The 24076-nt window shown below is 36.8% G+C and carries 18 protein-coding genes; 3 read left to right on the top strand and 15 right to left on the bottom strand.

The window, feature by feature from the left end:
- Positions 1 to 43: 43 nt before the first annotated feature.
- Positions 44 to 1489: a serine hydrolase domain-containing protein gene (locus DUT69_RS13240; protein ID WP_113653724.1), complete on the bottom strand. Its 1446-nt coding sequence runs from the start codon at positions 1487 to 1489 to the stop codon at positions 44 to 46.
- 60 nt (positions 1490 to 1549) lie between these two features.
- Positions 1550 to 2794, bottom strand: a complete 1245-nt coding sequence (locus DUT69_RS13245) for an efflux RND transporter periplasmic adaptor subunit (RefSeq protein ID WP_113653725.1) — start codon at positions 2792 to 2794, stop codon at positions 1550 to 1552.
- Positions 2795 to 3046: 252 nt separating this feature from the next.
- Between DUT69_RS13245 and DUT69_RS13250 the strand changes: the two genes are divergently transcribed.
- Positions 3047 to 4417 (top strand): sigma-54-dependent transcriptional regulator, encoded by a 1371-nt coding sequence (locus DUT69_RS13250; RefSeq protein ID WP_113653726.1) that lies wholly within the window; start codon positions 3047 to 3049, stop codon positions 4415 to 4417.
- A gap of 104 nt (positions 4418 to 4521) precedes the next feature.
- Positions 4522 to 5880, top strand: a complete 1359-nt coding sequence (locus tag DUT69_RS13255) for a sensor histidine kinase (RefSeq protein WP_113653727.1) — start codon at positions 4522 to 4524, stop codon at positions 5878 to 5880.
- Between the two features lie 265 nt (positions 5881 to 6145).
- Here the strand turns inward: DUT69_RS13255 and DUT69_RS13260 are convergent, their stop codons facing one another.
- A complete protein-coding gene (locus tag DUT69_RS13260; protein WP_205314273.1) occupies positions 6146 to 6763 on the bottom strand; it encodes a CDP-alcohol phosphatidyltransferase family protein in 618 nt (205 codons plus the stop codon).
- Positions 6764 to 6879: 116 nt separating this feature from the next.
- Between DUT69_RS13260 and DUT69_RS13265 the strand changes: the two genes are divergently transcribed.
- Positions 6880 to 9054, top strand: a complete 2175-nt coding sequence (locus DUT69_RS13265) for a bifunctional alpha,alpha-trehalose-phosphate synthase (UDP-forming)/trehalose-phosphatase (protein WP_113653729.1) — start codon at positions 6880 to 6882, stop codon at positions 9052 to 9054.
- Between the two features lie 60 nt (positions 9055 to 9114).
- On the opposite strand, the gene DUT69_RS13270 is transcribed toward DUT69_RS13265, so the two are convergent.
- The 12 genes from DUT69_RS13270 to DUT69_RS13325 all read right to left on the bottom strand — a co-directional run bounded on the left by DUT69_RS13270 (position 9115) and on the right by DUT69_RS13325 (position 24028).
- Positions 9115 to 10386 carry a glucose-1-phosphate adenylyltransferase gene (locus DUT69_RS13270; RefSeq protein ID WP_113653730.1) on the bottom strand — a complete coding sequence of 424 codons (1272 nt, stop codon included), beginning with the start codon at positions 10384 to 10386 and terminating at the stop codon, positions 9115 to 9117.
- Between the two features lie 12 nt (positions 10387 to 10398).
- On the bottom strand, positions 10399 to 11805 hold the full coding sequence (locus DUT69_RS13275; protein ID WP_113653731.1) for a glycogen synthase: 1407 nt from the start codon (positions 11803 to 11805) through the stop codon (positions 10399 to 10401).
- Positions 11806 to 12007: 202 nt separating this feature from the next.
- Positions 12008 to 12799 (bottom strand): uroporphyrinogen-III C-methyltransferase, encoded by a 792-nt coding sequence (cobA, locus tag DUT69_RS13280; protein ID WP_113653732.1) that lies wholly within the window; start codon positions 12797 to 12799, stop codon positions 12008 to 12010.
- Between the two features lie 532 nt (positions 12800 to 13331).
- Positions 13332 to 14558, bottom strand: coding sequence for a sterol desaturase family protein (locus tag DUT69_RS13285; RefSeq protein ID WP_113653733.1), 1227 nt, complete (start codon positions 14556 to 14558; stop codon positions 13332 to 13334).
- A 1-nt stretch (position 14559) separates the two neighbouring features.
- Positions 14560 to 15315: an alpha/beta fold hydrolase gene (locus tag DUT69_RS13290; protein WP_113653734.1), complete on the bottom strand. Its 756-nt coding sequence runs from the start codon at positions 15313 to 15315 to the stop codon at positions 14560 to 14562.
- Between the two features lie 266 nt (positions 15316 to 15581).
- Complete coding sequence (locus DUT69_RS13295; RefSeq protein ID WP_113654186.1) at positions 15582 to 16832, bottom strand: sulfate adenylyltransferase subunit 1; 1251 nt, start codon at positions 16830 to 16832, stop codon at positions 15582 to 15584.
- 88 nt (positions 16833 to 16920) lie between these two features.
- Positions 16921 to 17826 (bottom strand): sulfate adenylyltransferase subunit CysD, encoded by a 906-nt coding sequence (gene cysD, locus DUT69_RS13300; protein WP_113653735.1) that lies wholly within the window; start codon positions 17824 to 17826, stop codon positions 16921 to 16923.
- Positions 17827 to 18125: 299 nt separating this feature from the next.
- The gene (locus DUT69_RS13305) at positions 18126 to 18854 is read right to left on the bottom strand and encodes a phosphoadenylyl-sulfate reductase (protein ID WP_113653736.1); all 729 of its coding nucleotides are present in this window, start codon (positions 18852 to 18854) and stop codon (positions 18126 to 18128) included.
- Complete coding sequence (locus DUT69_RS13310; protein WP_113653737.1) at positions 18855 to 20369, bottom strand: TSUP family transporter; 1515 nt, start codon at positions 20367 to 20369, stop codon at positions 18855 to 18857.
- Positions 20353 to 21129 (bottom strand): uroporphyrinogen-III C-methyltransferase, encoded by a 777-nt coding sequence (gene cobA / locus DUT69_RS13315; protein WP_113653738.1) that lies wholly within the window; start codon positions 21127 to 21129, stop codon positions 20353 to 20355. Before cobA (DUT69_RS13315) ends, DUT69_RS13310 begins: the two co-directional genes overlap by 17 nt.
- Positions 21129 to 23213: a HEPN domain-containing protein gene (locus DUT69_RS13320; RefSeq protein ID WP_113653739.1), complete on the bottom strand. Its 2085-nt coding sequence runs from the start codon at positions 23211 to 23213 to the stop codon at positions 21129 to 21131. The genes cobA (DUT69_RS13315) and DUT69_RS13320 overlap by 1 nt, the downstream gene beginning before the upstream one ends.
- Before the next feature lie 377 nt (positions 23214 to 23590).
- Positions 23591 to 24028 carry an RrF2 family transcriptional regulator gene (locus DUT69_RS13325; protein ID WP_113653740.1) on the bottom strand — a complete coding sequence of 146 codons (438 nt, stop codon included), beginning with the start codon at positions 24026 to 24028 and terminating at the stop codon, positions 23591 to 23593.
- Positions 24029 to 24076 lie beyond the last annotated feature (48 nt).

Raw genomic sequence — 24076 nt, forward strand, 5'->3', positions numbered from 1 at the left:
ATTTGTTTGGTTTTTAAGTTATTTTGTAAAGCCTTCTTAAATTTTAATTTTTCAGTAATTCATCAATTTTCAAAAGCATATTCTTTGCATTTTGATTTGTTGAATCTAATTCTAGCACTTTTAAATAATCATTTCTGGATAATAAATAGGCTTTTTTTGTAAAATAGGCTTCACCACGACTATCGTAAGGATTTGGCAGATTTTTAAATCTATTAATGTTTAAACTGAAAATTTTGATGGCTGATTCTATTTTTTGATCTCTTAACAGCTCATATCCTAATTTATTTAGTTCGCCTGGGTTTTCAAAACTGTATGTTGTTTCACACTTTTCTTTAAGCAAATTGTACGTCTCCATAGCTTTACCTATGTCGTTATGAGCTTCTTTTCTTATTGCTTGATAAATCGATTTCTTTGGGATTTCATATGCATTTCCTAACATTAAATTATGGATTGTATAGCCTAAATCCCAAACTCTATTTAGATTGTTAGACAATAGAATTATAGTAATATCATTTTTAAAATCGTTTAAAAAGATGGACTCAAATTTATACGATACACCATTATGTCTTTGTAATTCTTCTTTTTCAAGATACCTACCGAGTGATCCACCTTCGTTTTTTGCGTATGGGTTGTTCAATAAAGTTTGAAAAGATTCTTTAGATATTAAACGATTAGAATTCATGGCTTCAATCCATTTATACATGTCGTTGATATCAACCCAAAGCCACCCACTTATAAAATTTAATTCTTGGCATCTTACATTGTCCATATCGTAACAAGAAGTTCGATTTTTATAACCAAATTTCGGATCGAATACAGAATTGGTCATTTTCAAAGGCCCAATTATGTTTTTGGAAACAAATTCTTGGTAGCTTACCCCTGTTAACTTTTCAATAATTCTCCTCTGCAAAAAAACATTGCTATTATTATAGCTATAATTCGTTCCTGGCTCAAACAGTAAACTATCAAAGTTTTTCAGAATTTGCCAAGCCTCCTCGTCATTTTTAGGCAGTGCTGGCTCAATACTAGGAATACCACTTGCGTAATTAAGAAGCTGTTTTATAGTAACTTTTTCTGACCATTTTGGCAATCCTAAATCAAATTTAGCTATCGTATCATTTAAATTCACAAGTCCGCGTTCAACTAAAATCATTACCGCAACAGCGTTGAATTCCTTCGCAATAGAGCCAATATTAAATATTGATTGATCATTTAAAGCGGTTTGTCTGGTTTCATCAGTAAAACCAAATGATTTTTGATACACGACTTCATTGTTTTTAGAGACGAGGACGTTGCCATTAAATAACCCTCTCTCGTAGGATATTCTAATTAACGAATCAATTTGATTGATATAAACTAACGCTGTTTCCTTTCTATTCTGTTTTACAACAGTTTCCTGTTTTTTAACACGTTCACTGTTCTTTGCCTTTTTTTGCGAATAAGCATTTAATGATAAAAGAAGAAAGGAAATCAGTATTATATTTTTCATTACTAACTTATATATCAATTATTTAGTGTTTTGATGCGCTTATAATAATCTGATGGATAATTATTTACTAATCTCTACAATATCATACTGGTTATATTGGTCGTAAGATGAAGTGATCACTTCCTCATCTTTTTGTAAACCTTCCAGCACTTCGTAGTACAAGTAATTTTTACGACCAATTTTTACGTTTCTCTTTGTTGCTTTGCCATTATTTACTACAAATACCCAACTTCCGCCTGTACTTTGAAAAAACTGTCCTTGGCTAAGCAATAGCGATTTGCTGTTATCTGACAGGGTAAGTTTAACCTGCATAGACAAACCTCTCCTTAAGCCTTCTGGTGCCTTAGCTTCAAAAACCATTTCAACCTGAAATTGCCCTGCCGTAACTTCTGGAATTACTTTGCTTACTCTTAAAGCATAGGTTTGTCCGTTAAATTCGCATTGTGCAGTTTGTCCTTCTTTAACACGGTTGATGTAATATTCATCTACACCAGCTTGTAATTTGTAACCCTGCAGCACATCAATTTTGCCTAGCATTTCATTTGCATTGTACGATTTACCAATTACCGGATCGTAAGACGATAATCTTCCAGAAACTGGCGCCTTAATGGTCATATTTTCTATGTTCTGGCGGATGGTTTGCAAACTTTCGTTCATCCTAGCGATAGAGATTTCGATCTGCTGCAATTGCATTATCCTACTTTGGTTCTCTTGTTTTACAGCTTGTTTTAATAAACCTTTACGTCCTTGATAGTATTCGTAATTCTGACTAGAGATATTAAACTCCTCTCTGGTAATAACTTTTTTATCAAACAAAGTGCTATCTATCTTATACTTACGGCTAGCAGTGCGCAAATTGTTCTCAATATCCATCATATCTTGGCTCATTACCCTTTGGTTTTGCTCCAAATCTAACCTCAACTTGCGTAACTGGTTAATTTGTTCGGTAATACTGGTTTCGCTAGATGTATAGCTAGAAAGTGCATTTGGGTTTGCTATCCTTAACAATGGAGTACCCGCAACTACAGAAGCGCCATTTTCGGTAAAAATTTGAGCAACGGTACCACCCTCAGAAGAACTTACAATTACCGAAGTAAGCGGAACAACACTTGCATTAAGTAAAACCACATCTTCAAAATCGCCATAAGCTACTTTACTAACGGTTATTTTTTCTGCTTCAACTTTAAAAACCTTGTTAAGCGATAAGCTATAACCATAACCAACCAATCCTAAAAAGGCAATTACACCAACAATTATGATAATTGTCTTTTTACTAAACCTTTTCTTTTCAATTACTTTGTCCATTTACCTGATATTCTATGCAGCAACGTTTGCCAACTTTATGCCAATCGGCAAAATAATTTTAAATTATTGATTTACAGATATTTAAAATATATTTTCATTTTTAATTGTTCATTTACGGACAGTAGATGTACAGCATCGAACAGTTAGCTTTATTTTTGGGCTTCAACAGTAAACCATTTGTCATTCCGAGTAAGTGAGAATCTGTTCCCTAGATTCTTCGCAATGCTCCCAATGATAAGCCAAATTTAGGTTATGACAGAAGCAAACATACTTGTAATAGACGATGACGATGACATCCTGTTAAGTGCAAGACTGTATTTAAAACAGCACTTTAATCAGGTATTAACTTGTAAATCGCCTAAAGAAATTAATGTGTTACTCAGTAGAAACGAGATAGATATTATCCTGCTAGACATGAATTACCAAAAAGGTGCAAATGATGGCAGAGAAGGATTATATTGGTTAGAACACATTTTATCTATTGATAAAGATTACGTGGTTATTTTAATGACGGCTTTTGGCAACGTAGAACTTGCAGTACAAGCCATTAAAAAAGGCGCCACAGATTTCATCCTTAAACCTTGGGAAAACGAAAAGTTATTTGCCACGTTATCTGCGGCTTCAAAACTTCGCCAGTCAAACAAAAAAGTTAAAAAACTAGAGAAAATTCATACATCCATGCAAAACGATATGGCCAGGAAGTTTGAAAATCTAGTGGGCAATCACGAAAGTGTGCAGCAGTTACAAAAAACATTGGTTAAGGTTGCTCCTACCGATGCCAACGTATTAATTTTGGGCGAAAATGGAACAGGAAAACAAGTTTTTGCATTAGAACTGCACAAAAATTCGCTTAGGCACAAGCAAATTTTTATGCACGTAGATTTAGGTTCGTTAAACGAAAACCTTTTTGAAAGCGAACTTTTTGGCTATGCCAAAGGTGCTTTTACCGATGCTAAAGAAGATAAACCAGGCAGGTTTGAAATGGCCGAAGGTGGAACCATTTTTTTAGATGAAATAGGAAATCTATCGCTTCCATTACAAGCTAAATTATTATCGGTTTTACAAAACAGAACCGTTACCAGGCTAGGCGAAAGTAAAGTTAGAAAAATTGATGTACGTTTAATCAGTGCTACCAATATGCCACTTAACGAAATGGTTGCTAAAGGTACCTTTAGACAAGATTTACTTTTCAGAATAAATACGGTTGAGCTAATTTTACCTCCTTTACGCCAACGTGGAAATGATATTTTGCTACTCGCTAACCATTTTTTACAAAACTTTAATGCTAAGTACCACAAAAACATTTTAAGCATTAAAGCACAAGCATCGCAAACGTTGCTCAATTACGGCTGGCCCGGTAATATTAGAGAATTACAACATGTGCTTGAAAGAGCGGTAATTATGGCCGATGGAATAGAAATCTCATCCGAAGATTTACAGCTATCGCCACAAAAATTTGGTACTCAAAATGTATTGCAAACCGATATGCCCTTAGATGAAATGGAAAAAATGATGGTTAACAAAGCTATTGAAAAGCATAAAGGAAATATTAGCAGAGCAGCTGCGGAACTTGGCTTAACCAGAGCCGCACTTTACAGAAGAATTGAAAAATTTGGGCTTTAAATGGATAAGGAGCAAAGATTAAAGAGCAAAGAATAAAGAGCAAAGAGAAAAGATTAAAGAGCAAAGATTAAAATTCTCAAACCAATTACCTTTACAATTACAACATGTTTTACCAACGATTTACCTTTAGATTAATTTTTCGGCTCGTTATAGTTAACGTACTCGCTTTGCTGTTAGCCTATCTAATTGTAAAAACCGAATTATGGTTTACTATTGCAGGGGTAAGTTTTATTCTTTTAGGTAGTATTTTCTCACTCTACTTTTATATCAACCAAATAAGAGAAGACATTAAAAGATTCATTTTAGCGGTTAAAACCAGAGATCATACCTTAAATTTCAAAAACAAAGCTACCAAAGGCAGTTTCCCCGAACTTTACGAGTCATTTAACGACATTATCCAGATCCATAAAGATATACAGCTAGAACAGGATGCCATGTTTCAGCTCATCAAAAATATACTGGCGCAGGTTCCCGTTGGTGTAATTGTAGTTAAACGCGAAAAGGATTTAGCTCAAAAATCAGAAATTTCCTTTTTTAATAATGCCGCAAGCAACTTGTTAAATGTACCTGCATATCGTTATTGGCACCGTTTTCAAGATCATTTACCATTATTCACCAAAGAAATTGAAAAGATTCAAGATGGCGGAAAACGTTTTTTCGAGTTAAAAATCCAAGAGAAATTCGTGCAACTTTCTATAGAAGTTATTCCCTTAAATCTTTACGGCGCTAATTACAACATCATCTCTTTCCAAAATATTAAAGATGAGATTGAGCAAAAGGAAACCGAGGCTTGGAACCGATTAATCGGTGTGATCTCTCATGAAATTTTAAATTCCATTACGCCAATCAGTTCACTTTCCGACACAGTAAACCAAATGATTAGCAACAAGGAAAGTTTGAATATTGAGGATTTAGAAGACTTAAAACCCGCATTGCAAACAATTAAACGCCGCTCTGATGGCTTATTGGATTTTGTAAAGGATTATCGGCTAATTGCCGAGTTGCCCACCCCAAATGTTACACAGCATAGCGTTGGAGAAATTTTGCAGCACATTAAAATTTTAATGCAACCCATGGTTAGCGCTAAACATATTAAGTTAGAAGTATTGCAAACTGCCTCGAAAATTTCGTTAAGCCTCGATTTTAAATTGGTAGAACAAGCACTAATTAATTTGATAACCAACAGCATGTACGCGGTAGAAGATACCGAAAAACCGTTAATAGAAGTTAGCTACCGTTTGGCCCACAATAAAGTTTATGTAGATGTTACCGATAATGGTAAAGGGATAGACAGCGAAAGCCTCGACAAGATTTTTGTACCCTTTTACACAACCAGAAAAAATGGTTCAGGTATTGGTTTAACCATAACTCGCAACATTATGAAAATGCATCGCGGTAATTTAGAGGTCGATTCTGAGCCCAACGTTAAAACAACTTTTTCGCTGGTTTTTAATTATGCGTAAATCCATTTGTAGCTTAGTTGTTTTTTTTTAGAAAGCGAAAGTTTGTAGCTTTTCGGTCAATTCTGCCCCGCTTTTTGTTACAAGCCCCGAAGAAAAATCGGGGGCTTTTCACTTCAATCGGGCTTATTAAACAAAACCGAGTACAATAAAACATCTACAGCTATATCAAATCCATCATTCCCGCGAATCCAGGAATCGTAATGCATAAGAAAAACATAGCTTCGAATTTACGGTCGAGCGGGCGATAACGCAATAAAAAACTGGTTTAACTATTCAAATATTTACTCTTCCTAAAAGCTATCCCCTTTCTAATTAAAATAGCATGATAAAAACTAGGCACATCATGTGTCCATTTTGGCAAGATCAGCACTATTAAAACCACATCTAACTGAGAAATTAATCCAATAACAATACAAGTTGCCAAAATCCATCCGCCGAAGGCGAAACCTAATAAAGAAGTAAAAGTTGCCAGTAAAGTTAAGCCCCATATTTTAGATAGAAATGCGTGTGTGCAAGTCTCTTTTCCAAACTTTAACAAACTAACTAAATAGCAAAGCGCTTCCATTGCTAGCAATGACATTACACCATATTTACTAGCAATAATTAGATGTGGATAAATAAGATAACAACCAACAGCAACGCTTAGCCAAAAAATCAAATCAGTTTGACTATCTAATCTTCTCATTCTCTCTGTAGAAACTCCTTGCTTTCTGGCAATAATTCCATCAAAAATATCAGACAATAACCCTAAAAACATCAGAATTAAAACAAGCTGTGTTGCCTGTTCTTTCATTACCCAAGCCAAACATAAAATGGTTGGAGCTAGTAAAAATCTAAACAGAATTAGCAGATACGGAATGCTCATAGATATTGCAAACCACAAGATAAAAAATCATTTTTTAATGTTTAGCATTAAATCATATTAATGTACGGAAATGGGAAAATTGAAACAAAAACATCGTAAAAATCCTTATTAATGTGTCCCATTCTTAAAAACACATGAAAACTATTATAATATCGAATAGACTTCCCGTTAAAATAATCGAAGAAAACAACGAATACCATTTTTTGCCAAGCGAAGGCGGTTTAGCCACCGGACTTGGAGATGTATATAAAAGTGGAAACTCCCTTTGGATAGGTTGGCCCGGAATGGAAATTCCGGAAGAACGCCAAGACGAAGTAATAGAAAAACTAGCGGAATTAAACCTTTACCCCGTTTTTTTAACACAAACTGAAATCAATTTGTATTACGAAGGCTTCTCTAACGAAGTGCTTTGGCCTGTATTTCATTACTTGGTTACTTACGCAAACTATGAGCAATCTTATTGGGATTGTTATAAACAAGTAAACGAAAAATTTGCATTAGCTGCATCGAAATTTATTCAGGCAGACGACACAGTTTGGATTCAGGATTATCAGTTGTTATTGCTGCCTGGTATTTTAAGAAAGCATAACGATAAATCAACCATTGGCTTTTTCCAACATATACCATTTCCGTCTTACGAAATTTTTAGACTAATACCTTGGCGAGAAGAATTACTTAACGGATTGATTGGATCGGATTTAATCGGTTTCCATACCTACGATGATGTTAGACATTTTCTGAGTACAGCCAGCAGGCTTTTACCCGTTAATACCAGTGCAAATGTAATTACAACCGAAAATAGGAAAATTGTGGTAGAAGCGTTTCCGATGGGCATAGACTTTGATAAGTTCAACGATTTGGCAAAATCGCCTGTTGTTTTGGCAGAAACTACACAATTTAAGGAGCAATATAGAGACGTAACCGCTATCCTTTCTATAGATAGATTAGATTATAGTAAAGGGATCTTTGAACGCTTGCAGGCGTTTCAGCTATTATTGGAAACTCATCCGGAGTACATAGAAAAAATCTTGCTAAATATGATTGTGGTACCCTCTCGAGACACTGTACCTCAGTATAAAGAGCTTAAAGAACAGATAGACCAGCTTGTAGGGAGCATTAATGCAAAATATAGAACAGTAAATTGGAATCCGATCAACTACTTCTATCGCTCTTTTCCGGTAGAAACTTTGTCGGCTTTTTACAGCGCATCAGACATTTGCTTGGTAACACCTATGCGTGATGGGATGAACCTGGTAAGTAAGGAATACATTGCCAGTAGAACGGAAAATACGGGCGTACTTATTTTAAGTGAGATGGCAGGCTCATCTAAAGAACTTACCGATGCGGTAATGGTAAACCCAAATAATTTGGGAGATATTATGCAAGCAATTGTTGATGCATTAATTATGCCTATTGCAGAACAGCAACAACGCATGAAAACCATGCGGGCTACAGTCGAAAAATTTAACGTTAAACATTGGGTTAACAATTTTATGCTAAAATTAAACGAAGTAAAAGAACACCAAAATTCATTGCTAACTAAACATGCAATAAACAGTTTACAATCTGCGCTTCCATTAAAATATAAACAAGCCAAAAACAGGGTCTTGTTTTTAGATTACGACGGCACGCTAGTTGGATTTGCAGGCAATATAGACGATGCCTCTCCTGACGAGGAATTATATGATTTATTACAAAAGTTAATTGCTGATAAAGCGAATAAGGTTGTAATTGTAAGTGGAAGAAGGCACGAGACCTTAGAGAAATGGTTTGGCCATTTACAGGTGGATTTAATAGCCGAACATGGCGCTTGGCAACGTAATGGCGATAAAAAATGGAATTCTCTTCCCTTACTTACCGATCAATGGAAACAGGAAATAAAATCGATATTAGAAACTTATGTTGATAGAACTCCAGGTTCTTTTATCGAGGAGAAAAGCTATTCCTTGGTGTGGCATTATAGAAAAGTTGAAGAAGGTTTGGGTGATTTAAGGGCTAACGAAATTGATAGTAATCTTAGAATGTTAGTTGCAGATAAAGGCTTACAATTAATGCCCGGCAATAAAGTTATTGAGTTTAAAAACGTGGAGGTTAACAAAGGAAAAGCAACTTTAAATTGGTTGCATGATAAAAATCCAGATTTTATTATGGCGCTTGGCGACGACCATACCGATGAGGATATATTTAAGGTTTTGCCAGATGACGCCATCTCTATAAAAATTGGAGGAAATATCTCGGCAGCCAAATACTTCTTAAACGATTACAAAGAGGTAAGAAAACTACTTTGGAGCTTGGTTAGTGCAGGATAAATAAAAAAAAACCGTCATTTCATTGAGTAAATGACGGTTTTTTATAAATTATATGATTACTTAAATTACAGTTCCATTTGGTATAGTAGCACCCTTTTTAATTACTACAATTCCATCTTTTACTACGTAAAGCCCATAATCGCCTTCGGCTAAATGGTTTCCGCCATTAATCCTTACGTCGTTACCAATACGGCAATTTTTATCAACTATTGCATTGTTAATGTAACACCTATCGCCAATTCCCAATAACGGTTTACCGGCATTAGATTCATGCTGTATATCCGCAAGTGTTTGATAATGATCACTACCCATAATGTATGAGTTTGCAATGGTTGTACCTTTACCAATTCTAGAACGAATACCTAAGACAGCTCTTTCTACCCTACTTGCCTGTATAATGCAACCTTCGGCAATTATTGTTTTCTCTAAAGTAGTACCCGATATTTTTGACGGTGGCAACATCCTAGCTCTTGTAAAAATAGTATGTGCGCTATCAAACATATTAAACTGCGGAATATCATCCGTTAAGCCTAAATTAGCTTCGAAGAACGAAGAAATATTACCAATATCAGTCCAATAACCTTCGTATTGGTAGCTCAAAACTTTGCTTCCAGCTAAAGAACGAGGGATAATTTCTTTACCAAAATCCTTTTCTTCTGGGTTCTCATTCAACATTTTAACCAACAGTTCTCTATTAAAAATATAGATACCCATTGAAGCTAAGTAGTTTCTCCCAACAGACTTCATTTCATCACCTGTTTCAGAAACCCACTCTGGCAATAAATCAGATTTTGGTTTTTCGATAAATGAAGAAATGAAACTCTCCTCGTCGGTTTTGAGAATTCCGAAATTAGTAGCGTCTTTTGCATTTACCGGAATGGTAGCAATAGAAATCTCGGCACCTTTTTCGATATGGGCGCTTAACATTTCGCTAAAATCCATTTGATAAAGCTGATCGCCAGAAAGGATCAAAATATACTCAAATTCGTGGTTCATGATGTGGTGCATGCACTGCCTTACCGCATCTGCCGTACCTTGAAACCAAGTAGGGTTTTCTGGCGTTTGTTCTGCTGCCAAAATATCAACAAAAGCCTTAGAAAAATGGCTAAAATGATAGGTGTTTTTAATGTGTTTGTTTAGCGAAGCTGAGTTAAATTGCGTTAAAACGAACATTCGGTGAATGCCTGAGTTCATACAATTTGAGATGGGAATATCGACCAAGCGATATTTACCACCTATTGGAACAGCAGGTTTAGAGCGTGTTTGTGTAAGCGGAGATAACCTAGATCCTTGGCCACCGCCAAGGATTACACCCAATACTTTATCGGTCATATATATTTAGTTTTACATTTGGTATAAGTTGATGTATTGTTGGGCTGCGCTGTCCCACGAATGGTCTATGCCCATTATAAATTTCTTTATCTCCTTCATTCTTTTCTGATCTTGATAAAGATGATAAGCTCTACCAATGGCATCTCCAACATCCCAAACACTAGTTTGGTCATGGCAAATACCAAAGCCACCGTCGCCAATATCTATTACGGTATCTTTTAAGCCACCTATACGCCTAACAATCGGAATGGTTCCGTATCGAAGCGCATACATTTGGTTCAAACCACAAGGCTCAACTCTTGAGGGCATTAGCAAAAAATCCGCCCCTGCGTAAATTTGGTGAGAAAGTGTTTCGTTATAGCCGATGTAAGCGTTGTATTTACCAGGATAATGATTGGTAATGTCATTAAGTCTATCTTCAACATGCGTATCGCCAGAACCTAAAACCAAAATATTTAGCTCACCATCGCTTTGATACAATGCATTATGAAAAATGTCTGGCAATAAATCCGCTCCTTTTTCGCCTACCAATCTGCCAATAAATGTGAACAATGGCTTACTTTTGTCTAAGTTGAAAATTTCGCAAAGCTGATCTTTGTTCGCCTTTTTACCACTTTCTACAGTTCTGTTGTTAAATCCTTTGGTAAGCATCGCATCTTTCTGCGGATTCCAAACTTCATTATCAATGCCGTTTAAAATACCAACAGACTTGCCTCTTTCTTGCGCCAATAAACTTTCTAGTCCATTAGCTTTATGGCTAATTTCATCTAAATAACTTTGAGAAACGGTTGTTACTCGCCATGCACATTTAATTGCCGATGCTAAGGGATTTATTGCACTTGCCCAATCTAATTTGCTCGAATTTCTTAAATCATACGCTGGTAAATAATGTAGTTTATCCCAACCAAACTGACCTTGATATTGTCCGTTATGAATTGTTAAAACGGTTGGCACATAACTTAGGTGGCTGTATTTATGAGAATTGGCCACCATAAACGGTATCAATCCGGTGTGGTGGTCGTGGCAGTGTATAACATCGGGTTTATGTTCCCATTGGGCAATCCAATCTAATGAAGCAATTTGGTAAGCAATAAAACGTTCGGTATCATCATCATAACCATAAACCTTATCCCTATCTAGTAAACCAGCAATATGAACTAGAAAAAGATCGAAACCGAGCTTGTTAGTTTTCTCTCTAAAAATTCTTACCGGTAAATTATTATAGCCTAAACGTACCCAACCATCATAAACAACTTCAAATTCGTTTTCGAATAAAAATTTGGTATTGTACGCCGGCATAACCACCTTTGCAACATGTCCAAGCTTGTTTTGATATTTGGGTAAAGCGCCAACAACATCGCCCAAGCCGCCAACTTTGGCCACTGGGTAACACTCGGCACTAAAATGTATAATCTCCATAAAAAGTATCCTGTAAAAACTTACTCAAAATAGGCATTAGATTGAGTATTGCAAACATTTACAAGAAAAATAATTTATGTTGAGAGTTTTACCAAAGCACATTATCCAATAACGACAAAAACTAACTTTTAGTTAAAAATGAAAGCCCCGACGAACGGGGCTAACAACCAAACAAAAAAATAAAAAATATGAATCCTAAGATCTACTCTTCGGATAGTATGTAAAAAAAGTCTTTTATCGCATTAAATTGCGGATGAAGAGAAACAACATTTCCAAATACCAATAGAGCCGGCGATGCCAATTTTTTCTCTTCTATAAGTTCTTCAATGGTATCTACAATACCTACCACAACATTTTCGTCTGTAGAAGAACCATTTTCTATAACCGCAACCGGTAAATTCTCTTTACCTTCTGCTTTAAATATTTGGGCTATCTCTTTTATTTTCTCAATACCCATTAACACTACGATGGTTGCATTAGATTTTGCCGCCACGTACAAATCCGGAGATATATCGCCTTTTGCATTTGTACCCGTTACTACCCAAAAACTTTCGCTCAAATTACCATAAACCATAGGTATTTTTTGCAAACCTGGTACACCCAGAGCGCTTGATACTCCTGGTACAATTTCAGTAGGGATACTGTAAGATTCTGCTACATCTATTTCTTCGTAACCACGAGCAAATACAAACGGATCTCCACTTTTTAAACGCACTACATGGCCGTAATTTAATGCGTAATCGATCATTAACTTGTTAACCAGCTCTTGAGAAAAAGATTCGTCTCCAGAACGTTTACCAACGTAAACCTTAATTGCATTTTCTGGCGCATAGTTTAAGAGTGCTTCATTTACTAAAGCATCGTACAAAACTACAGCTGCGCTTTTTAACGCTTTAACCCCTTTTAGCGTTAGCAAATCCGGGTCTCCCGGACCTGCGCCTACTAAAGTGATTTTTGGTTCGATGGTGGTTTTTTCGGTGGTTCTAACAATCATAGTTCTAGGTATTAAATTATTGTAGCGTTCAAATATATATAATATCTATAGAATTAGTAGAATTTATTTTAAATAATTTTATTTAGCCAATTTTTTTTTAGAATAATCGGATTTTCTAGCATTTATACCTTCAACCATGAAGATGGAAATTCGTACTTGAATTACATTTTTAATCTATTTGTAAGTGTGAGGTTCTGTAACGCTTAGGAAACACCTCTCCCGCTATTCGCTTTACTCCTCCCGATGAAAAATCGGGATCCGTGCTCGCTACTATCGGGCTTATAGTTAAAGTTAGTTTAACATCGTAAATTAGAAGTTGGCTTTCAACTACACGACGGCTGACATCAATTGCTTGGTACGAATGCGGGAACTTACGCAAATAGCAAAAAGAAACCTGCGTTTTAAACCCGATTGCAGTAAAATCCTTTTACCTAATTCCCTTTAGGGATTAGAGGTAAAAGATTGAAACGCAAAGCGGGGCTACCCAGGACCGATGAAATACAGAAATTGCTTTACTAAAAACAAATAGACATTACGATTTTACCTTCTCGTAACGTAAAACGTAATGTTTATACACGCTACTTAATGTAAATACTCTTTCTAAAATAATTAAAGTTAAGGTTGGCAATAAAATAAGTTCAATCCATTGTAACTTATAAAAAACAAAACCGAATACCAGTATTAACCGCAAGCATTCCAGATAATAGATCCATCTAATTTGCTCCATTAAGGCCCCACAGTTTATCAGCGTGATGATGATAAAAGCTAATACAAATAAATGATCGATTGTTGTTAAGCTGGTAAAAAAAGCGGTTAAGTAAGTAAGCATGATTACACAACTTAATACTTGAACATTAAGGTATTTTTTAAACTTAAAACGGTAAGTATCTTTAGATTTGTGCTGTAGGTATTTACGCTCTAACATAGGCCTAATATCCTGATCTAACACTGCCGGATGCCCAAAAACAACTTTAAGCTTGTTGCCAAAACCTTTTACACGTTTTGCTGCTTCGGCAATTTCCAGGTAATAATGAAAATGTTGCCATAAAAAACTATAACTCTTTATTGGATGTGTTAAACCATATTTAGGCGCTTCTTCCTCTCGCTGAAAAGTTCCGAAAATCTTGTCCCAAAACACAAAGACATCTCCATAATTTTTATCCAAATATTTTTCGTCGCTTGCGTGGTGTACACCGTGGATAGACGGCGTAACCAAAATATGCTCTAACCATTTAACTCTTGGTATTAGCTGGGTATGCGTAAAAAAAGAATAAGCCCCATGCACCACCAAAATGCTAAGCACCATTACCGGATGAAAACCAGCCAAAGGTAGGGCGCACCAAAATATACTCCTTATTAATGCTTGAAACGTAGTAATACGAGCAGATACCGTTAAATTAAATTCTTCAGATTGATGGTGAACAATATGCGCCGCCCAAAAGAAATTAACTTCATGACCAAGCCTATGGTACCAGTACCAAACAAAATCTGTTGCCAAGATTAGCAATGCCCACACCCACCAGCTATTCGGAATGTTAAACAGTGCAAAATTTTGATAGATGTAATTGAATAATTCGAAAAAGCTTGCGGCAATAAAAAGGTTTAGTAATCGCTCTGCAATACCAATACTAATATTAGACACCGAACTTTCGTATTTAAACAAATGTTGTTTTTTTAGCTTTAACGCTATAGCATATTCGATATATAAAAACAAGAAAAAAGCAGGAATGGCAAATGCTAAATAGTTAATATCTTCCATTTTATGCGGCTAAAAAATCGGCTACGTAACTGTTAAACAAAGCTGGCTGTTCCATCATTGGCGCATGCCCACATTCGTTTATGTAATGCAAAGTAGCGTTTGGCAGTAAGGCATTAAACTCATTGGCTACCGCTGGTGGCGTAACAATATCTTGCAAGCCCCAAATTAGTAAAACGGGAATCTGAATATGCGGTAAATGGCTCGCTAGGTTCTGTTTTTGCGCATCTCTGGCAAGGCCGATGATAGACAGAACTTTTAGTTTATGCTTTACGATATCAAAAACGTAATCTACCATGGCATTATCTACCACCTCTTTTCTGTCGAAAACCTCGCTAACTTTGCTACGGATGTAATCATAGTCTTTTACCCTAGGAAACGTGCCACCAAAAGTATTTTCGTACAAACCAGAGCTACCTGTTAGCACTAACTTGCTTACCCTATCGGGATATTTTAACGTATACAACAGTGCAACATGACCACCTAAGGAATTACCTATTAAAACAGGATTTTTAATTTGATTTAGGTTGATATAGCCTTCTAAAAAACCCACCAGCCTGCCTAAATGGTTTCCACCAATTGTAGTTTCGAAAAGCGGTAATTCTGGAGAAAAAACCCGGTGCGTTACCGACAAATGCTGTTGGGTTTCTTTCCAGTTACTTAAATTACCAAATAAGCCATGAAGTAAAATTACATCGCGGGTTTGCGTTAAACAATGCCCTATATATTGCTCGGTAAGCTTGCCAACTTGTACTTGCATAAAATGAAAATTTATAATTTAATTGATGTAAGTAACCAAAAGTAACAAAATTAAAATAAAGACTACTTAATCTATAGACTTTATTTTAATTGAAAGTGTTTTTGTTACAATTGTTTTGCAGCACAAGCCTTTAATACATAAACCCGATTGAAGTGGATGCCGATTTTTCATCGGCAGAAACGAAAAGCGGGGCTACCGTAACCGATGCCCCGCTGAATTTGCTTTTTTAACCCCTAAATCCCCTAATGAGGACTTTTGATTTAACCCTATTCTACCGATGCTCTAAACATTAGCGCTCCTACTGTTAAATTCGTACGAGCATCTATTAAAATTGCCGAACCATTTGCTTTATTATCTCCATATAAATCGAATGCTAAAGCGTCGGCGGTTTTTACAATTACTCTACCAATATCGTTTAACCTAAACTCTTCTGTAGCATGTTTTTCTAAGGTATTTATATCTACTTTGTACAAAATTTCGCTGATTTTACATTTGGTAGTTTTGCTATTATGCTGCAGTAAATAGGTTATGGAACTGTCCAAAGCACGCCCGTCCATCCAACATAAATCGGCTTCTATAAGTTTAGATTCAATTGGCAAAGCCGAAGAATTTACAATTGTATCACCACGACTAATATCGATGTTATCTTTTAAATGAATAACTACCGACTGACCGGCTTGGGCCTGCGACAATTCATTTCCAAAGAACTCTATTTTGCTAATGGTAGAATTTGTGCCAGCTGGCAAAACCGTAATACGATCATTTACTTTAAAAGTACCGCTTAATACCCTTCCTGCATAACCTCTATAATCATGTAACTGATCTGTTTGTGGCCTAATTACCCATTGAACCGGCATACGAGCTTGGGTAGTTTTATCTTGTAAATCGGTATCAACCTGCTCTAAAAAGTGCAATAGACTTTCGCCCTCAAACCACGCCATTCGCTCAGATTTTTGCACAATATTATCGCCTTTTAAAGCACTAACAGGAATATAGCTTACGTCTTTTAGATTTAGGTTTTGCGCCAATGCTTTGTATTTTTCTTTAATCGCATCGAAAACAGTTTCGCTATAATCCATCATATCCATTTTGTTTACCGCCACAACAACATGTTTAATGCCCAATAGCGATACTAGATATGAATGGCGAATAGTTTGCTCTACTACCCCATTTCGTGCATCAATTAAAATAATAGCTAAACTTGCCGTAGATGCGCCTGTAACCATATTTCTGGTGTACTGAATATGCCCTGGAGTATCAGCAATAATAAATTTGCGTTTCTCGGTTTGGAAATATTTATAGGCCACATCAATGGTAATTCCCTGTTCGCGTTCGGCACGTAAACCATCAGTTAAAATAGCTAAATCTATTGTTCCATCGTCGTTTTTTCTGTTAGAAGTTTGTAAAGCCTCTAACTGATCTGCTAAAATGGAATCTGTATCGTATAACAAACGGCCAATGAGTGTGCTTTTTCCATCGTCAACACTGCCAGCTGTAAAAAATTTAAGTATGTTCATGTTTTGGTTGTTTAGATAATTGGTTGTTTGGTTGTTTGGTAGAGAATAGATTCTAACCAACTATACACAAAACAACTAACTATCAAGTTTAAAAATATCCTCCCTTTTTCCTATCCTCCATTGCTGCTTCAGAAACTTTATCGTCCATGCGGGCGCCACGCTCTGAGATTTTAGATTCGCTTATTTCTTGTATAATATCATCTATCAGATCGGCATCAGACTCAACCGCAGCAGTACAAGACATATCGCCAACCGTTCGGAAACGAACTTTTTTGCTCACAACAATATCATCATCATCCATATTTAAAAACGGCGAAGCCGCCATTAGCTGACCATTTCTTGTAATACAATCTCTTTGGTGCGCAAAGTAAATGCTTGGCAAAGCAATGTTCTCTCTACGGATGTAGTTCCAAACATCAAGCTCTGTCCAGTTGCTAATCGGAAAAACCCTAACGTTTTCGCCCTTGTGTATTTTACCGTTATAAATATTCCATAATTCTGGGCGTTGGCGCTTCGGATCCCACTGCCCAAATTCGTCTCTAACAGAAAAAATGCGTTCTTTAGCACGAGCTTTCTCTTCATCTCTCCTCGCTCCGCCAATACAAGCATCAAATTTGTGCTCCAAAATAGTATCTAAAAGTGTAACCGTTTGCAAGGCATTTCTACTTGCATTTTTACCAGTCTGCTCAATAGCCTTTCCCTCGTTAATAGATTGCTGCACCGAACCTATAATTAGCTTTTCGCCAATTCTGGCTACCATTTCATCTCTATATTTAATGGTTTCTTCGAAGTTATGCCCAGTATCTATATGCACCAACGGAAACGGAAATTTACCTGGCCTAAATGCTTTTTCGGCCAAACGCACTAAGGTTATCGAATCTTTACCACCCGAAAACAACAATGCCGGTTTTTCAAATTGCCCTGCTACTTCACGTAAAATGTGAATAGCCTCAGCCTCTAATTCATCTAAATAATCAAAATTGTATTCGCTCATTTGTAAATGTTCTAATGTTTAAAAGTTGGAATATCAGTCTTTCAAATTCCACGCATTTTAATATTTTTTTGAAAAGCACATTTAGTAGCTCTTCGGTTAGTCCAATCCCGCTATACGTTTTTCCCGATGAAAAATCGGGTTCCACTCCTATCGGGTTTATTTTACTTTTTGTAGTGGTGCTGTTGCAATATCACCAGCTCGACTGGCAATCGCACTGCAAACATTTTCAAAGCTTTACGATTCCCTGCTCACTGGAATGACAGCGCTAAGCACTTCTTTGGCCTTTAGCTTTAGGCTGTTCACGCTCCGCCTTCAACCATCACACCTTCAACCGTATTATGCAATCCACATTCTTTTTTACTTTGGTCTTCCCACCACCATCTGCCTGCTCTAAAATCTTCTCCGGGCTGTACGGCTCTTGTACATGGCGCACAGCCAATGCTAGGAAAACCCTTATCGTGCAAAGTGTTGTACACTATATTATTATCCTTTATATATTTTTTCACCTCGTCCAATGTCCATTCGAAAATAGGATGAAACTTGATGAGCTGATTGCCAGCGTCGTATTCTAAATCGTGCATATATTCCCGATTTGGGCTTTGGTCTGCTCTAATTCCGGTTACCCAAATATCGTTACCTTGTAAAGCCCGTTTTAACGGTTCTATTTTGCGTAGATAGCAACACTCTTTTCTATTTTCGACAGATTCATAAAAACTGTTTGGTCCTTTTTCATTAACCATATTCTGCAACAAATCTGCTTGCGGATAGTAAGCGTGAATAGTTTGCTGATAAACTTCTAAAGTCCTGTTCCACACGTAGTAAGTTTCTGGAAAAAGCCTTCCGGTTTCAAGCGTAAAAACCTTAATGGGCATTTTGTTAGCAAAAATTAAATCTGTTATTACTTGATCTTCCCATCCAAAACTTGTGCTAAACACAATTCGCCCTGCGTATTTTTTACTCAAATACCATAGTTTATCTATTGCACTTAATGCGAGTAACTCTTGCTTTAAAATTTCTAATTCTTCCATTTACAATTTAGTTATTAACACATAAATTGTTCTTAAACTGGTTATAATCACGATGGTTCCCACCATAATCATAATGGTTTTTACATTCAATTTTTTAGTTATATAAGCTCCAAAAGGCGCAGCAATACATCCTCCAATTACCAAACCTGCTATAATTTGCCAGTGGGTTAAGCCAATCATGGTAATAAAAGTGATAGAGCTGGCTAACGTTACAAAAAACTCGGTAAGGTTAACCGAACCAATGGTGTAACGCGGATTTCCACCACGAGAAATAAGCGTTGATGTTACAATCGGCCCCCAGCCACCGCCACCTATAGAGTCTAAAAATGCGCCCACAAAAGCCAGCGGGCCAACCCGTTTTAAAGGTTTTACAGTTTTAGCTTTTGCCACCGCTTTTAAAAGTATTTTAACCCCTAAAAACAAAGTATATGCAGACACAATGGGTTTAATAATGTGGCCGTAGTTTTCTAAAGAAGATAGAATGTAAGCTCCGGCTATTGCCCCTAAAATTCCCGGCAGTAATAATTTTTTAAACAACTTTGTTCTAACGTTGCCGAACTTTAAATGCATTAAACCAGAAACACCACTGGTAAAAATCTCTGAAGCATGTACACTCGCACTTGCGGCAGCAGGGCTTACCCCAAAAGACAACAGAAAAGTAGTAGCACTAACGCCATAAGCCATTCCAAGTGCGCCATCAACCAATTGTGCTAAAAACCCTCCAATAATAAAATAAATAATGGTGCTATCAACTTGAGCTATTACTCCGCTTCCCCAAGCACCTAAAGTTTCAAAAGGGATAAACGAAAAAAAAATGTGCCCAAAAACCATTAGCGCTATTACAGAAACAGTATATATGCTAATTTTTTTAATTGGCCACTGCGGGTCTTCTTGTTTTACCAATGATGCTGTAAGGTGATTTAGTGCGGAAACTTTATGCTTAAAATCACCTTTAAGTTTGTTCCTAATCAGGTTCAAATTTCCTATCGATTCATCAATTTCTGCTGGAATACCGTCGTTTAAAACCTCCCTTAATCGCTTTGCTAGCGTTGGCGACTTACCATTTGTAGAAATGGCAATTTTCAAATCTCCTTTTTGCACAATTGAACCTAAGTAGAAATCGCACAATTCTGGTTTATCTGCAAAGTTAACGAGCAGTCCTTTTTCGTGTGCCTGGGCTCTAATAAACTCGTTTAACAAATTATTGCTTGTGGCTGCAAAAACAATATCTACGTCGCTTAAATCATCAATTTCAAAAGACTTTTGTTTTCGCTTTAATAATGGAAAATCTAGCGCAAGTTTCTCTATCTCCGGGCTAATGTCTTCGGCAAGCAAGGTAACATCTGCATTGCGACTGTTATTTAAAATGGCGGTAAGTTTTTCGAGCGCAACACTTCCCCCACCAATTAATAACGTACGCAAACTATTTAGTTTTATAAAAACCGGAAATAGTTCGTTCCCTTTCTCCTCCTTCACTAAAGGCGTTAAATCATCTATTTTAGGAGATAGCAACATAAGATTTGATTAATGCTTTAAATGATGGATGAAGTGACACAACCTCTCCAAAAATTAGCAAAGCTGGCGCTTCTATTTTCTCTTTTATTGCGAGCCCTAAGATTGTATCTACTTTTCCTATTACCAACCGCTCATCGTCTGATGAACCGTTTTGAATTACCGCAGCAGGTAGATTGTACCTGCCTTCGGTCTTAAAAACCTCAACTATCTCTGGTAGTTTTTTCAACCCCATTAAAATAATAACGGTGGCATTAGATTTTGCAGCTTGATAAATATCATCAGATATTGCGCCACTAGAAACCGTGCCGGTTATTACCCAAAAGCTTTCACTTAATCCACGGTGGGTGACTGGAATTTGCTGTAAACCCGGAACGCCAATTGAACTAGAAATACCGGGAATTACGCTAACCGGAATATTGTACGAATCTGCAAAATCCAATTCTTCATATCCCCTACCAAAAACAAAGGGATCGCCGCCTTTTAAACGTACTACATGACCATAGTTTAAAGCATAATCAACCATTAACTTGTTAATCGCATCTTGTCCAAAAGAATGTTCGCCAGAGCGCTTGCCCACGTAAACTTTTATAGCGTTTGTTGGAGCGTGGCTTAACAAGGCTTCATTAGTCAACGCGTCGTAAAGCACAACATTTGCCGTTTGCAAGGCTTTAACTCCTTTTAAAGTCAGCAAATCCGGATCACCTGGACCAGCACCTAACAAGGTTATTTTTGGTTCTATATGTAAATTTCTCTCTGCCATTATACTACTGCCCTTAATACTTTTATTTCCTTCAAAAACTGATTTGCCTCATCAAAATATTGTTTAGCGAAATCTGCAGATGGTTCATTTTTATTAATTTGAAGCACCAAATCAGCAAAAGATGTGGCGAAATTAAATTCGCCAGTTGCCACAAAGTGATTATCAAATTCTTTAATTACGCCAACTTGCGTGCTACTGTTAATGCCTTTATCTAACAATAAAGACTTTGCAGCATTTACCATTGTACTGTAACTATGGTAAATCGAATCGGCATAAGCACCGTTTTGCAAAGCCTCATCTGCCCATCCTAATTTCTCTTCTGCCTCTAATAATAAAGTGGCTACCAAATCAATCACTACGCCGGCACACTCACCTACACCAATCGCAGTAACAAAAGTTTCTTCGTGGCCCCAGTCTACAAATTCTTCGGTTTTCAGATTAGTCAAATCGCCCAATGGCTTTAATAACTGATAAAAATGATCTTTGCCTTTTCTATCATAATATTGGTGGAAATTCTCATCGGCCAAGTTATTAGCCTTAAAGTCGTTTAACAAGAAGTGCAAAACCTGCGTTGCCCTTTTTGAAGGCACCTTAATCACTCGTTCGGCAACCCGGCCAACTCCATCGCCTACCGTACCGCCACCTAACATTACCTGTACCGCTGGCACAACTTTGCCCTCAGCTTTTACAGAACTGCCATGAAAGCCAATTTCTGCCAAACCATGCTGACCGCAAGAATTCATACAACCAGAAATTTTAATTTTGATGTTTTTCTCGTAGATAAATTCCGGAAAATCCTGATAAATCGTTTCTTCCAAAACTTCGGCCAAGGTCATGCTATTAGATATGCCCAAATTACAAGTATCGGTTCCGGGGCAAGTAGTAATATCTGCCAAACTATCAAAACCTGCATTGGCAAAGCCGATGTCTGATAAAGCTTTATATAAAGATGGCAAAGCCGATTCCTGAACAAACTTTAGCAACAAGCCTTGGTTCTGGGTAATGCGGATTTCATCGGCAATAAAAGGTCGCACGGCATTAACAAAAGCCCTTACGTTAACGGTTTTAATATCGCCCACTAATACTTTTACGTAAACACCAAATAACCCGCTTTGCTTTTGTTCAAAAACGTTGGTAGCCAACCAATGTTGATAATGATTTTCATTTTCAAGCTTAACATCAACATAATTATGGTTAAGCGGATAACTGGGAAGCGGAACAGTAGTTAAATCAATTTTATAAGTTTTTACCTTATTGGCAATTCGTTCCTCGGCAACTAGCCTTAAAACTTCTTCTAACCCCAATTTTTGCACCAAATATTTCAATCGAGCCTTGTTTCTATTGTTGCGTTCGCCATAGCGATCGAAAACTCGAAGCACCGATTCTGTAAATGGGATTAGCTGATCTTCGGGCAGAAAATCGTCAATGGCATTAGCTAGAAATGGTTGCGCACCCAGTCCACCTGCAAATAAGACCTTGAAACCGCGTTCGCCATTCTCTTTTATTTTAGGGATAAAACCTAAATCGTGTATATAACTGTAGGCCGTATCTTTAGTACTCGAAGAAAAAGAGATTTTAATCTTTCTGCCCATTTCTTGGCAAATTGGATTACGCAAAAAGTATGCAAAAACTGCATGCGCATAAGGAGAAACATCAAAAGGCTCGTCGGGGTCAATGCCAGCTGTTGGCGAAGAGGTAACGTTGCGAACGGTATTTCCGCAGGCTTCTCTTAGGGTAATATCATCTTGCTCTAGCTTTGCCCAAAGCTCTGGTGTTCTATCTAAACTCACATAGTGAAGCTGAATATCCTGACGAGTGGTTAAGTGCAAATTGCCACTTCCATATTCATCGGCAATATCTGCAATGCGTAACAATTGTTTGAAAGTTACCTTACCAAAGGGAAGTTTTATGCGGATCATTTGTACGCCCGGCTGGCGCTGTCCATACACCCCTCTTGCTAAACGCAAACTTCTAAAACGTTCTTCATGAATTTTCCCAGAACGGAAATCATTAATCTTTTTCTCAAGATCAATTATATCCCGCTCAACAACCGGATTCTCCAATTCTGTTCTAAAACTCTGCATACCAATAATTTGTTTTGTAAAATTGCAAGAGCAAACCTGTTACTTTTGCCATATTTAATTTGCTAACGAGGACAAAAACCCCTTGAAACCAAAATAATATTATGCAAATATATAAAGTATATAGACTTAGTAGTCTTTTATTTTATATTTTTTTCCCAGACTGAAAATTATAGCTATTTAAAAATGTGCTATGCGCTCCACCTAGCCAAGATGGGTTGGTGATTATTGCACTGTTTTTATTTAACTAAACGCGATTGGAGTGGAAATACTTTTACCAAGCCCCTTTAGGGGATTTTAAGGTAAAAGATTTTAACGAAAAGCGGGGCTACCGTAACCGATGCCCCACTGAAAATGCTTTTCTAATTATATTTATGCGCTTAGTTTAAGTCGACTGAGGAATTTTCTCTTTCGATTATGTTTGCGATACTGGTTTCGCCTAATACTTTAAGCGATGCATCTCTAACATCTATAAAGGCTTTTCTAATACCACACGTTACTTCGTCGTGGCACTCGTCACATTTATGGTAAAACTTAATACTAGCACAAGGTACCATGGCAATAGGGCCATCGGTAATGCGTAAGATATCGACCAAGAAAATTTCTTCTGGTTTTTTATTTAAGCTATAACCGCCACCGGCACCTTTTTTACTGTATAGGTAACCTGCATTACGTAAATCGAGCAGAATTTGTTCTAAGAATTTTTTAGGAATATGCTCTTCTTCGGCAATACGAGCAATTTGCATTGGGGGTTGGTCTATGTTTTTTCCCAATATTACCAATGCCTTGATAGCGTACTTTGTTTTCTTTGATAGCATATACAACAAAGCTAATAAAAATTTGGAAGATGTATAACAGCCACAAAA

Source organism: Pedobacter namyangjuensis, assembly GCF_003313325.1.
GTDB classification, from domain to species: Bacteria; Bacteroidota; Bacteroidia; order Sphingobacteriales; family Sphingobacteriaceae; genus Pedobacter; species Pedobacter namyangjuensis.